This is a genomic window from Falsiroseomonas sp. E2-1-a4 (assembly GCF_051433165.1).
GTDB lineage: Bacteria > Pseudomonadota > Alphaproteobacteria > Acetobacterales > Acetobacteraceae > Falsiroseomonas.
Genome location: NZ_JBHMFS010000009.1, coordinates 175,927 through 188,766, shown reverse-complemented (window position 1 = coordinate 188,766; position 12,840 = coordinate 175,927). Strand labels below are relative to the sequence as shown.

Here is a 12,840-nt window from a genome sequence, read left to right as displayed (position 1 = left end):
TAGATGCCGAAAACCTGAAACCGACAAATATCGAATGACTTTACCTAAGTGCACTTTCCCGGTTTGTTTCCTTCTGTTCCATCGCGTTTCGAAAGCGAGTGACATGAAAATATCTATTTTTACGTTTCGGTTTACAACCAAGCAATGAGAAAGGCAATCTTTGACCGAATGGTTCAGGATTGCAAGAAGTCACGAATTGATGAACGAATTGGTGATGAAACACACCGGACTTATGGTTTTCTCCAGGCAATCATCGCCCAGCACTTCGTTCCTGCCTCGTCAAAAGAGGGCCGATATGTCGCGTCAGTTTCCGCGCCGGAAGCGTGCATTCGACCTCGTTGTGGGTCTGGGCATGCTGATTTGGCTACTGCCTTTCCTGCTGGTGCTCGGTCTCGGCCTGCTCATCATGGAGGGCCGGCCGGTACTGTATGTCTCGCGTCGCCGCGTCGGACCCGGCCCCGCGCTTCCGATAGCTAAATTCCGCACCATGCGCCGCGACGCAGACAGGATCGCAAATCGCGAAACCATTCCCGTCGCGACCACGCGCTTTCTCAACCTGCCGTCAAGTTCGCCGCTTTACACGCCCATGGGCCGGCTCATCGAGCGCGCGATGCTGACCGAGATGCCGCAGTTGGCCCATGTGCTGCTGGGTCATCTGAGCCTGATCGGCAATCGCCCTTTGCCGGAAAACGTCGTCGCTTCTCTGCTCGAGGTATTTCCTCATGCGGAACGTCGCTTTGCGCTGCCCTGTGGTCTCACCGGTCCGGTGCAACTTGTTGGTCGCGACAGCCTTTCCGATGCAGAACGGTTGGAACTCGAGATCGCCTATTGCGAAGCGGTGACGCATTTCTATTCGGTCGAACTCGATTTGCGCATCCTGGCCTACACCGTCCTTGGCGGGCTTTGGAGCCGTTATCGGATGACCCCTGGCGAGGTATTGGCCATGATTCGCGGCTACGCCGCGGGCGGCGAGAAGGCCCAGCAACCGCGTCCGGAAATGGGCTCCTCCGTCGGCCAGGAGCGTGCACCGTGAGGACCATCCGGGCCGTCTGCCTGGTCATCGCGATGACGGGCGCCGCCCTGGCCAACAGCACGTCAGCGGCGACGGAGCCATTCATCCTCGGCCCCGGCGACAAGCTCTCGATCACCGTCCATCGACGCGCCGACCTCTCGGGGGAGTTCCGCGTGCTGCCGGGCGGCGCCGTGTCCCTGCCCTTCCTGGGCAACCTGGCCGTCACCGGGCAGACCCCCGATCAGGTCAGGGCGGCGGTCGCGCAACGGCTGCGGGACGAGGCCGCCCTGCTCGACCCCCGGGTCTCCGTGGAAATTGCGGAGATGCAGCCCATCCTGGTCGCCGGTCCCGTGCGCCGGCCGGGCCAGTATCCGTTTCAGCTTGGCATGACGGTCGGGCACGCGCTCGCCGCCGCCGGAGGAACACGACGGCTGGAGCTCGAAGAGGTCGGCGCGAAGGTCGAGATCGCGCGGCTGCGGGAACGTCTCCGCCAGGGGCAGGACAGCTTCGGCCTGGCCCTGCTCCGTCGGGCGCGATGGTTGGCCGAGACGGAGGGTGTCAGGGAATTCGAGGCGCCCGCCGATGCCGCACTCTACCTGCCCCGCGAACGCCTGCAGCAGACGCTGGGAAGCGAGCGTCTGCTGCTGCGCGGCCGGTACGAGATTTTCGAGAGTCTGCTCGCCATGCTCGCCGCGCAGACGGCGGCGCTGAACGACGAGATCCAGGCCCTGCGGGAAAATGCGACCGCCAAGGCGCGGGAGCAGGAGCTGCTGGAGGAGGAGACACGCTACGTCGACAACCTGATGCGTCGCGGCCTGTCGCCCCGCACCACAAGGGTGATCGAGCTGGCGCGGCTTGCCGTGCAGGTGGATGGAGAGCGCCGGCAGATCCTGTCCTTCATGGCACGCGCACGGCAGGAGATCGCGCGCGTGGAACATACGCGCATCAATGCCGAGCAGCAGCGCCGGCTGGAGGCCAGCAACGGCATCCGGGAAGCCGAGGACCAGTTGGCGACGCTGCGTATCATCCTTCAGGAATCACGCAGCGGGCTGGCACAGCTGCGTGAGACGCTGCCCCCGGATGACCAGCCGGTGGGTGCGGCAGCCGGCTTCACGGTCGCGATCCTGCGCATCCGCGCCACGCCGCCGCAGCGCATCGCCGCCGATGCCGATACGCCGCTGTTGCCTGGCGACCTGGTGCATTTCACCGAACCTTCCGCCGGCGGCGAGCGCCTCGCCCTCGGGCCGCTGCGCTGAAACGCGGCCATGCAACAGCCCGCGCTTTCCCTGGACGACCCGCACCCGGCCCGGCAGGCGGAACCCCTGGTCGCCGTGATCGGCGCCGCCGGGCGCTCCGGCAGGGCGCTCTGCCGGGGCCTGGTGCAGGCCGGGCAGCGGGTGGTGGCCGTGCAGCGCCGGCCTTCGGAGGCAACGGGCCCGGCCGCCCGCATGGCGGACCTCAGCGACCCCGCGGCGCTGGCCGCCGCGCTGGAGGGTGCCGACGTGGTGGTGAATGCCGCACATGCGCGCTGGACCAGCCAGGTGCTGGCCGCAGCGCCGCGGCAGGCGCGCCTTGTCCTGATGGGCTCCACGCGCCGCTTCTCCCGCTGGCCCGATCCGCATGGCGATGGCGTCCGCGCCGGGGAGGTCGCCTTCCTCGCCAGCGGCCGACCGGGCGTCATGCTGCACCCGACGCTGATCTACGGGCAGGAGGGCGAGGGCGATGTGCAGCGCCTGGCCGCGCTGCTCGCGCGGCTTCCGGTGGCGCCGCTGCCGGGCGGTGGCCACGCGCTGGTCCAGCCGGTCTACCAGGATGACGTGACGCGCTGCCTTCTGGCGGCCCTGTCGCGGCACTGGGAGCGGCCGGAGACGATCGTGGTAGCGGGTCCGGAGGCGCTGGCCTACCGGGACTTCCTGCGCATGGTGGCGCAGGCCGCGGGGCTGCGGGCGCCGCCGGTACTGGGCTTTCCCGCCGCGCTGCTGCGCCCGCTGGCGCATCTGGCCGCGCTGCTGCCCGGCCTTCCGCGCGTGACGCCGGCGCAGATCCGCCGCCTGACCGAGGACAAGGCCTTCGACATCAGCGCCATGCGCGATCGCCTGGGGATCGAGCCGACCCCGCTGCGCGACGGGCTTGCGCTGACTTTTCCCCGATCCGCTTCCGCCTGATGCAGGAGCACGCTTTCACTCCAGGAGGACCACGATGAAGGTCGTCATTCTCGCCGGCGGATCCGGCACGCGCGCCTACCCCTACACGGACTATCTGCCGAAGCCGATGATGCCGGTGGGCGGCAAGCCGATCCTCCTGCGCGTAATGGACCTCTACGCACGACAGGGTTTCACGGAATTCGTGCTGTCGGTCGGCTACCGCAAGGAGGTGATCCTCGACTACTTCGAGGGCCGCGACTTCGGCTGGAAGATCGATATCGTGGATACCGGGGCGCGCACCGACACCGGCGGCCGCATCTGGGGGTGCCGGCACCTGCTCGGCGAAACCTTCATGGCGACCTATGCGGACGGGCTTTCCGACGTCGTGCTGGATTCCCTGCTGGCCGCGCATCGCCGCAACGGCAAGCTCGCCACCATCACCTCCGTCCCCTTGCGGTCACAGTACGGCACGATCGAGGCCGACGAGACCGGCACGATCTCCGACTTCCGAGAGAAGCCGGTGCTGAAGGACCACTGGATCAATGCCGGCTTCTTCGTCATGCAGAAGCGTATCTTTGAAAAGTGGCAAGGCGAGAACCTGGAGCGGGAGGTGTTCCCGAACCTGCTGCACGGGAAGCACCTGGCGGTATACCGGCATGACGGATTCTTCAAATCCCTCGACACATACAAGGATCAACAGGAGTTGGAGGTGATGTTCGCCGACGGCAACCTGCCCTGGATCCGACAGGCGGTGGCGGCGTGAGCGGCAGGGCACAGGACCCGTTCTGGGCCGACAAGCGCGTCTTCATTACGGGCGCCGCCGGGTTTCTCGGTTCATGGACCGTGAAGGAACTGAACCGGCGCGGTGCGACGACGATCGGGTACGTCCGCGATGGCGGCCACCATGTCTCGCGTCGCGACGACCCGGAGACGGAGCCGCATTTTATCGTGCATGGCAGGTTGGAGGATTACGATACGGTTCTGCGCGCGATCAATGAGCATGAGGCGGATACCGTCCTGCATCTGGGCGCGCAGCCCATCGTCGGTGTTGCCAACCGAAGCCCACGTTCCACCTTCGACGCCAATATCCGTGGCACCTGGAACGTGCTGGATGCCTGCCGGGAATTGCGCCGGCAGGTGAAGCGGATCGTCGTCGCCTCCTCCGACAAGGCCTATGGCAAAGCCGCAAGGCTGCCCTACGACGAGTCGATGCCGTTGAACGGCAACCATCCCTATGACGCGTCGAAGGCCTGTACGGACATCATCGCGCAGACCTACCATCAGAGCTACGGCCTGCCGGTCTGCATCACGCGCGCCGGAAACTTCTTCGGCGGCCGCGACCTGAACTTCAACCGTGTCGTACCAGGCGTCGTGCGCTGGGCGTTGCGCGGGGAGCAACCGGTGCTGCGGTCCGACGGCACCATGATCCGTGACTACATCTATGTTCGCGACGTCGTGCTGGCCTATCTCACCCTGGCGGAGCGGATGGAGGATCCGGCGCTGCACGGCCATGCCTTCAACTTCTCCACCGAGCAGCCGATCTCCGTCATTGCGCTGGTACGGCGGATTCTCTCGGCCGCGGGGCGGGAGGATCTTCAGCCGATCATTCTTGCGGAGGCGACGAACGAGATTCCGGAGCAGCACCTTTCCGCCGCCAAGGCCCGTTCACTGCTGGATTGGTCACCGGACTGGACACTCGATCGCGCGCTTGAGGAGACGCTCGACTGGTATCGCGGTTGGCTCGGCGCGCCAGCTGCGCGCCGCCGGGTGGATGAGACGACTACAGCAGTCTGAATCAATCCGTAGGAGCGGGAGGCATCGGTGGCGTCAGCATCAGCGCGGAAGGATCGGCACAGTTCTGCGCAGTGGCATATTCCTGCTGCGCTAAAGGATCAGGGCTCTGACTCGCGTTCCATGAACAGGAGCCGGTTATGAGCGCCAAGCTGGAGCGTGAGAGTCGCTTCTGGGACGCAAAACAGACCCCAAATGTGGATCGTGACCCCGAGCTGTATCGGGTTCGCCCCGGCGAACTGACCGACCGCTCCGTGCCATGGCTGCCATACCTCGGGTTCCCTCAGTATGTCGGCGAGGTGCTGAACCATCTCGGCGATCTGCGGGACGCCCGGGTGCTTGATCTCGGCTGCGGCACCGGCTTCATGGCGTGCCTGATGGCCACGGCTGGTGCGGTGGTCGAGGCGGTCGACATCTCCGAATCCTCACTCGAGGTTGCGCGCTGGCGTGCCCATGTCAGCGGCCTGGGCAGCCGCATCAGTTTTCATGCCGCACCCGCTGAGGCACTGCCCTTTGCCGACGAATCTTTCGACGCCGTCTGTGGTGCTTTTGTGCTGCACCACCTGGACTTGTCGGTGGCGGCACCGGAATTGCGCCGCGTGCTGCGCCCAGGCGGACGCGGCGCCTTCATCGAGACAAGTGGCGGCAGCCGGCTGCTGATGGCGGCGCGTCGCTTGCTTCCCGGTAAACTTGGAATCGAGAAGGCAAGCAGCGACGACGAGGCACCGCTGGGCACGTCCTCACGGAAGTGGCTTGAGCAATCTTTCGGCGGCGGTGCGCGGTTCAGCTATCCGACGACGCTATTCTTCCGAATGCTCTGCTACCTGCCGCCGCTGCACCGGGCGCCGATGCGGCACATGCTGGCCGGTGCCGATGAGCTTTTGCATCGCGTTCCGGCGATGCGATCGCAATCCTACTACTCCGTGGTATCCTTCGAGCGCGAAGGGGCGGAAAGCCACCACGAGCCGGAGCCCTGGCGGCAAGCGTGAAATGCTGACCTGTTTCTGCCAGTGAAAGGCGCTGCGCCTCCACCTTAAGTGCAAGCTGCGCGACCCTTAACAGCCCGTTGACGAAATCGGCTTGGCCTGATTCTGACATCCGTGTTGGATAAGAACAGGTATGGGATGGCGCTGGGTCGGCAGCGGGATCGTCAGTCGGAGATGCTGGTGGCGTGGTCGGAGATGCCACGCTCGCCGGGGCATGCGTTCTACGACCGGCTGCAAGCTGAGCTCGTCGCGGCAGGGTTCGACGGCTTCGTCGAGGGGCTGTGCGCGGCGCAGTATGCGGCGCGGCGTGGCCGGCCATCGCTGCCGCCGGGACGCTACTTCCGGATGCTGTTGGTCGGCTACTTCGAGGGCATCGACAGCGAGCGCGGGCTGGAATGGCGCTGCGCCGACAGCCTGTCGCTGCGCGAGTTCCTCCGGCTCAGCGAGCGCGAGCGGGTGCCGGACCACTCTTGGCTGAGCCGCACGCGCTCGCGACTGCCGCTCGAGATGCACGATGCGGTCTTTACCTGGGTACTGCGGCGCCTGGCCGAGCGCGGCCTGGTGAAGGGCGAGCGCATCGGCGTCGACGCCTCGACGATGGAGGCCAACGCGGCGCTGCGCGCCCTCGTCCGGCGCGGCAGCGGCGAGGGCTACCGCGAGATGCTCACCCGCATGGCCCGCGAGAGCGGCATCGAGACGCCGACGGCCGACGACCTGATCCGGCTGGACCGTGCCCGCAAGGGCAAGAAGCTGTCCAACGCCGATTGGGAGAGCCCGGCCGATCCGGACGCGCGCATCGCCCGGCTGAAGGACGGCCGCACGCGGCTGGCGCACAAGCCGGAGCACGCGGTCGACCTCGACACCGGCGCGGTGGTCGCCGCCGAGATGCACGCCGCCGACCGCGGCGACACCGCCACCCTGCCGGACACCCTGGCGAGCGCCGCCCGGCATCTCGGCGCGGTCGAGGCGGCGCCGAGCCCGGAGGCGCCGGCCGAACTGGTGGCGGACAAGGGATACCATTCCCGCGAGACGCTGAAGGCGCTCGACGATGGCGCGTGGAAGACGCGCATCTCCGAGCCGAAGCGCGATGGCTTCCTGCGTTAGTATGGCGACGATGCCGCCCGCCGCGCGGTGGTCAACAACCGCATCCGGCTGCTCTCCGGGGTCGCCCGCGCTGCCTTCAGGCTGCGCGCCGAGATCGTCGAACGCTGCTTTGCCCTGGTGCTTGACCGTGGCGGCATGCGCCGGACCTGGCTGCGCGGGCGGGAGAACATCCAGAAGCGTTACCTGATCCACGTCGCCGGCTACAATATCGGCCTCATCATGCGCCTGCTGACCGGCGTCGGAACACCGAGGGAGTTCCAGGCGCGCCTATCTGCGGGCCTTGCCGCCATCATCATGCCGAACGGCTGCCTGATACTGCTGTTGATCGCCGTCGTCAGCGATCAGACCGCCGCTATCGCCATCAGCTTCGCCCCAGACCCTCGACGCTGAACGAAGACTTCATCAACGGGCTGATAGGGCGGCACGAAATTGCGGGCCCGTGCGCCGGTGCTGCACACCACCTCGACGGTGCGGGCTGCGCGATTGACGCTGACCGGTGCCGCCAGGGCGCGGCACGCCACGATCGACTGCCCAACGGTGGGCAGTCGATCGGGCGCAGCGTCGGAATCCGGCACGGGGCTGGGCCACGCCGGTTAGATCGGCTCGGTCATGGAAGTGCTCCTTGCGGGGCGCCGTTACGGCGCGGCGAAGCCCTGCGCGTTGACGTAGACCTGCGCGCCGGTGGTGATGCAGGCGACGTTCATCGCTGTGGCCGCGGTGCCGCGCAGCGGGGTGGGAAAGGTGATCTCCACGGGCGCGGCCATCGCCGCCGGCAGCAGCTGCCGTCAGATCACCGTGGCGCCGTCCTTGATCACCACCTCCGTCGCCACCGTCGCATGCGCATTGCGCACATCGATCGAGGTCACGTAATTCCGGATGCTGGCCGCCGCCGCCGCCCGTAGCACCACGTCTGTGGTGTTGACGATCCCCCGCGGCGGCAGCGTATTGCCAGTCTGCCTCCGGGATCGCGTAGGGCTTGGTCACCAGGGCGCCGTTCAGCGTCGCGAGCAGGTCCACGCCGCGCGCTGTGGTGACGGCGACTGGGTTGGCGGAGTAGCCGGTCGCCGCCAGCACCGGCAGCGCACCGCTGGTGTTGCGCGCCTGGCCGCCCATCGGCGTGACAGACGGCGCGATGGTGCTGAGGACGTTCACGCCCAACCCCTGGCCCGCGACGGACTGGCCGCGGCCGGCGGTGATCTCGGTGGTGAGCTCGGCGTAGTCGGCGACGGTGACGAACTGGACCTTGATGTCGGTGTTCGAGGCGGGTGCGAGATTGCGCGAGACCGAAGCCCAGCAGGTGTTCAGATAGGCGCCGGTGAAGGTCGAGCCGACCAGATCGAAGCTGTTCGCGTCGATCACCGTGATGGTGAACGTGCCGTTGGCACCCGGTACGCCTGAGTGTCTTCTCTGATGGGGTTGGTGGGGTCAAGCTGTTCCTCTCGCCTGAAGCCATTCCCGCGGGTCACTCGCTTCTCTTCGCGGTCGGCGCATGGTCGCCGCAGGATGGGGTCAGGAGAGCGAGGCGTCTCAATCTGTCCCTCGACCTTCGGGGCATTGCTGCCCTCCGGCTCCGGACACTCAGCGAGATCGCCTCGCCCATCGTCCCCACGGGAACGACGTCGGCTCCGCCCTCGTCAGGCGGAAACTGGACCTCCTCTGGTCATGCGGCTGCCGCCGGCGCCGCATGCTGCTTGCCCCAGCGGAACTCGCTGCCATCGGCCCACATACGGTGCAGGATCACTGCCAGCTTGCGGGCCACCGCGACACGTGCGCGTGCCATGCCTCGGCGCTTGGCGACGCTCATCCCCCAGGCCCGCAGCGCCGACCATTTGGTGCTGCGGATCAGCAGCGAATGGGCCGCTTCGTAAAGCGCCGTCCGCGCCAACTCGTCGCCGCACCGGCTGATGCGCCCCTGCACGTCGGTCTCGCCGGACTGGTAGCGTCGTGGGGTCAGGCCAAGATGGGCGCCAACATCGCGCGACTTTCGGAAGCGGTCCGGCTGGTCGATGGTGGCGCGGAACGCCAGCGCGGTTAGCGGCCCGACACCTGGCACCGTCATCAGCCGCCGGCAGGTGGGCTCGACGCGCACCTAATCGAGCACCCGCTTGGTCAAACGCTCGACCTCCTGGGTCATCACCTCGATGACGGATAGCAGCGACCCGGTCAGGCTGGCCAACACCGGATCGTCGGCCGCCAGCTCACGCACCCGTGCAGGGAAGTCCTTGCGGCTCGGCGTGCCGACCTTGTGACCGACCTCGCGCAGCAGCGCCCTGATGCCGTTCTCGACGTCGCGCCGCTTGTTCAGCACCATCCGCCGCGCCGTCAGCAGCGCTCGCCACGAGCGACAGGACGCGCTCTTGACGTGCACGGCCCGATACCAGCCGGTCCGCATGATCTGCGCCAGCCCGCGAGCGTCGTTACGGTCGGTCTTGTTCGGCATCGCGCCCATCGCCGCCTTGGCCTGGCGCGCCTCGATGCAGATCGCCGGGATGCCAGCTTCCGTTAGCGCCGCGTTCAGCCACGCCGTCAACGAGCACGCCTCGAGGCCGACCCGCTCCATCTTCATCCCACATTCTGCGAAGAACGCGATCAAGGCCTCCGGCTCGCTGGCGACGCGGGCCTCGCGCACGATTTTGCCCGCATCATTGACGATGCAGAGGGCGGTCTCTTCCAACGAAACGTCCAACCCGGCAAAGTAGCCCACGGCTGCTCCTCCTTGATGCTTGTGGCCGATCCACACACCGGACCACGTTCGATCATCTTGAGAGGAGCAGCCACCGGATCACCAGGGTGAGACCCCAATCACCCCATCTGTCCGCGAACATCTTGAATCCGTTGAGTCACCTGTGATTCGCTCGGCTGGATCGATTCGCGGAGGCGTTGCGGATGACGCTGAACATCCTGCTGAGCTTCGCGCAGTTCGAGCGGGAGATTATCGGCGAACGCATCCGCGACAAGGTGGCGGCCTCGCGGGCGCGCGGGATCTGGATGGGCGGCTTCGTGCCACTCGGCTACGACGCGCGGGATCGGAAGCTGCTGGTGAACGACGCCGAGGCGGCGCTGGTGCGCCGGATCTTCGAGGGCTTCGTCGAGACGGAATCCGGTACGAAGCTGGTCCAGGCGCTGCGTACCGAGGGCGCCACCACGAAGCGCGGCCGCGCCTTCACCAAGAGCGACGTCTATCGCGTGCTGAGCAATCGGACCTATCTCGGCGAGGCGATGCACAAGGGGAAGTCCCACCCCGGGGAGCATGCCGCCATCGTGCCGCAGGCGATGTGGAACGCGGCCCACGCCCTCCTGACGATCAGCCCGCGAACCCGCGCCAATCGCACGCGCTGCCAGACGCCGTCGCTGCTGCGCGGGCTGATCTTCGGCAGCGACGGCCGCGCGATGTCGCCCACCCACGCGCGGGGCCGGCGCGGTCAACAGTACCGCTACTATGTGAGCCAGTCGGTGCTGAGGGGCAGTGCCGCGGACGGGCCGGCCATCGCGCGCATTTCCGCCGCGGAGATCGAGGGTGCGGTCATCGCGCAGGTTCGGGGGCTGTTGCGCCAGCCGGAGGTGGTGTTGGGCGCCTGGCGCGCGGCACGGGCCTCGGCGCCCGACATGACCGAGGACGAGGCGCGGCTGGCGCTGGAGCGGCTGGACCCGCTGTGGGAGGAGCTTTTCCCTGCGGAGCAAGCGCGGATCATCCGCCTCCTGGTCGACCGGGTGGACATCGGAGTGGGCGGGGCTGACGTGCGGCTGAAGCTGGAGGGACTGGCCAGCCTAGCGCGGGACCTTGCGTCGCCAGCCGAATCGGCGAGGGCGGCGGCGTGACGGGCGCCGCGCAGATGCTGACCGTGCGCGTGCCGCTGGCGGTCCGGAAGCAGCGAGGCGGGCGGAAGCTGGTGCTGACCCCGCGGGGCACGGCGCCCCGCGGCGCCTCGGCTGCGGACACCACGCTGGTGAAGGCGCTGGCCCGGGCGTTTCGGTGGCGGCGGATGATGGAGGCGGGCCGCTACGGCACGATCAATGAGCTGGCGGCAGCCGAGAGGATCAATTCGTCCTACATCTCCCGCCTGCTGCGCCTGACCCCGCTGGCGCCGGACATCGTGGAGGCGATCCTGGACGGGCGGCAGCCGGAGGGGATGACGCTGCCGCGACTGATGGCGCCGTTTCCGGTGGAGTGGGAGGGGCAGTGGCGGTCCACCTCGTCAGACATGCGCGCAAATTCGTAGCTTGTTGCTCATGGCGGCGGCGGCATCCATTTTCCCATCTCCACCTCGTCGAGAGGGTAATCCGCGTAGAAGGCCGGCAGGTCGCCGAGTTCCGCTCGACCGAGGACATCGGTGAGCCAGCCGGCGTAAGCCCAGTCCCGTCCCTCGCCACGCCGCGCGATGAGGTGGAAGCGTTCAAGGAAGGCCTCCGCCAGCGCTCGAGCGTCCATCGCCTGTGCGTCGGGCCAGTCAAAGTAGCGTGCGCCCTGCCCCGACGTGTAGGGTGCCACCAGGCCACCTTCCACATCGAACTCCCTGATGCTGAAGCCGTCAGCTTCAACGTTTCCGGCGAAGGTGACCGGGCCGCGCCAGTAGCACCCTGACGGCGCGATGCCGGGAGAGAGCCGAATCCTCTGGTAGCCCGCTCGGTGGAGGTGGTGCACCATTGATATCAAGCGCACTGCGCGCCGAAGGATCTCGTCCGAGAGCAACTCGCGCGATACCCGACGCGCAGCCATCGGCGGCGGCGTCCAGGGGAACCGCGCTGCGGCCTCGGCGACGACGCCCTGCCATAGCTCCTTAAACCGCTCCGGGTCGCTCGAGACGGCGGCTTCAGCAACCCGCGCCCGCACCAGTTCGGCCATCTTGGCGTTTGGTCCGACCAACTCCATGGCGACGAGGTCGAGCGCGGCGACGCGGCGCGGCAGCAGTGTTGCGAGACTCGTCGGGCGGGACCGCTGAACGGGCAGCGAAGCCGACACAGCGTCAATGGTGGCGGTGGCCGTCGCAAGGAACTGCGTGGCGAGACTCTTAGCCACCGCACGCTCTTCGTCAGGGGCTCTGCTCCCGATCAGACAGTGGAGCGCCAGCGCCTCCTCCGCTGCGGTGCGTGCGGCGCCCGCGTTCGGCTGAACGAGAACGAGACGTGGGACTCCGGCCTCGAGAACCGCCCAGAGCCAGACCGGGGTGACCGCGACTGCCACAACCGCAGTCTGCTGCTCGTCCGAAAGTGTCTCAAAAATATCCGGGGCGTCCCGGAGGGAGCCGCCAGGGGGCGAGGCCTCCGCGTAGGCGCGCAAAACGCCCGTCGCGCCGTCAGCCACCCCGACCGCTGCGGCAACGCGTGCCCACAGAACCTCGAAAACGGCGCGAACCGAAGCGAGCCGCCCGCGTGCTTGGACATCGCCCTCCGGTACCGAGGCTGCGTAGGTTGCGAGCAGTTCGTCTGCCGCGGTACGGAAGCAGGATGCGGGTGGCGCGAGCTTGCCCAGCAGGGTCTCAAAGGCCGAGCTACGAGTCCCGTCGGCCGATGTGTTCTCGTCATCCATGGCGCGCAGAGTTCCCCCACAAAAGCCTAACATTAAGTTGGACGGCGCGCGGCGCCGCGTGAGTGGTGGATGCTGAGCTGATCGATAGCAGTAAGTTGCTAGCCAAAGTTACCCTATCAGAACAAGGGTGCCGTCACAAATTGGTCAGCCGCGAAGAAGGTCACGAGCACTGCTTCAGCCGGATGCTGCAGCTGCCTCTATTCGCGCCGGACATCGTTGAGGCGCTCCTCGACGACCGGCAACCAGAGGAAATGACGCTGCCGGGGCAAATGGAGC

General features: G+C 67.2%; 12 protein-coding genes and 1 pseudogene. 10 read left to right on the top strand and 3 right to left on the bottom strand.

Annotated elements, in window-relative coordinates; all coding sequences use genetic code 11:
• The first annotated feature begins 160 nt into the window (after positions 1-160).
• From ACFHNC_RS12365 to ACFHNC_RS12330, 8 genes are all read left to right on the top strand, one after another.
• On the top strand, positions 161-1,033 hold the full coding sequence (locus ACFHNC_RS12365) for a sugar transferase (protein WP_437169521.1): 873 nt from the start codon (positions 161-163) through the stop codon (positions 1,031-1,033).
• Positions 1,030-2,268: a polysaccharide biosynthesis/export family protein gene (locus tag ACFHNC_RS12360; RefSeq protein ID WP_437169520.1), complete on the top strand. Its 1,239-nt coding sequence runs from the start codon at positions 1,030-1,032 to the stop codon at positions 2,266-2,268. The genes ACFHNC_RS12365 and ACFHNC_RS12360 overlap by 4 nt, the downstream gene beginning before the upstream one ends.
• A gap of 9 nt (positions 2,269-2,277) precedes the next feature.
• Positions 2,278-3,177 carry an NAD-dependent epimerase/dehydratase family protein gene (locus ACFHNC_RS12355; protein WP_437169519.1) on the top strand — a complete coding sequence of 300 codons (900 nt, stop codon included), beginning with the start codon at positions 2,278-2,280 and terminating at the stop codon, positions 3,175-3,177.
• A gap of 34 nt (positions 3,178-3,211) precedes the next feature.
• Positions 3,212-3,919 carry a sugar phosphate nucleotidyltransferase gene (locus ACFHNC_RS12350; protein WP_437169518.1) on the top strand — a complete coding sequence of 236 codons (708 nt, stop codon included), beginning with the start codon at positions 3,212-3,214 and terminating at the stop codon, positions 3,917-3,919.
• The gene (locus ACFHNC_RS12345; protein WP_437169517.1) at positions 3,916-4,950 is read left to right on the top strand and encodes an NAD-dependent epimerase/dehydratase family protein; all 1,035 of its coding nucleotides are present in this window, start codon (positions 3,916-3,918) and stop codon (positions 4,948-4,950) included. The genes ACFHNC_RS12350 and ACFHNC_RS12345 overlap by 4 nt, the downstream gene beginning before the upstream one ends.
• Positions 4,951-5,087: 137 nt before the next feature.
• The gene (locus tag ACFHNC_RS12340) at positions 5,088-5,936 is read left to right on the top strand and encodes a class I SAM-dependent methyltransferase (protein ID WP_437169516.1); all 849 of its coding nucleotides are present in this window, start codon (positions 5,088-5,090) and stop codon (positions 5,934-5,936) included.
• Positions 5,937-6,071: 135 nt separating this feature from the next.
• Entirely contained in the window at positions 6,072-7,037 is a 966-nt protein-coding gene (locus ACFHNC_RS12335) for a transposase (protein WP_437169515.1), read from the top strand.
• A gap of 27 nt (positions 7,038-7,064) precedes the next feature.
• Positions 7,065-7,427 carry a hypothetical protein gene (locus tag ACFHNC_RS12330; RefSeq protein WP_437169514.1) on the top strand — a complete coding sequence of 121 codons (363 nt, stop codon included), beginning with the start codon at positions 7,065-7,067 and terminating at the stop codon, positions 7,425-7,427.
• A gap of 12 nt (positions 7,428-7,439) precedes the next feature.
• Here the strand turns inward: ACFHNC_RS12330 and ACFHNC_RS12325 are convergent, their stop codons facing one another.
• On the bottom strand, positions 7,440-8,396 hold the full coding sequence (locus tag ACFHNC_RS12325) for a hypothetical protein (protein WP_437169513.1): 957 nt from the start codon (positions 8,394-8,396) through the stop codon (positions 7,440-7,442).
• A 301-nt stretch (positions 8,397-8,697) separates the two neighbouring features.
• Positions 8,698-9,741 (bottom strand): annotated as a pseudogene (locus ACFHNC_RS12320) (IS110 family transposase).
• Positions 9,742-9,923: 182 nt separating this feature from the next.
• Here ACFHNC_RS12320 and ACFHNC_RS12315 point away from each other — a divergent pair.
• Entirely contained in the window at positions 9,924-10,856 is a 933-nt protein-coding gene (locus ACFHNC_RS12315; RefSeq protein ID WP_437169512.1) for a recombinase family protein, read from the top strand.
• Positions 10,853-11,257 carry a hypothetical protein gene (locus ACFHNC_RS12310; protein WP_437169511.1) on the top strand — a complete coding sequence of 135 codons (405 nt, stop codon included), beginning with the start codon at positions 10,853-10,855 and terminating at the stop codon, positions 11,255-11,257. The genes ACFHNC_RS12315 and ACFHNC_RS12310 overlap by 4 nt, the downstream gene beginning before the upstream one ends.
• Before the next feature lie 8 nt (positions 11,258-11,265).
• On the opposite strand, the gene ACFHNC_RS12305 is transcribed toward ACFHNC_RS12310, so the two are convergent.
• The gene (locus ACFHNC_RS12305) at positions 11,266-12,564 is read right to left on the bottom strand and encodes a hypothetical protein (protein WP_437169510.1); all 1,299 of its coding nucleotides are present in this window, start codon (positions 12,562-12,564) and stop codon (positions 11,266-11,268) included.
• Positions 12,565-12,840 lie beyond the last annotated feature (276 nt).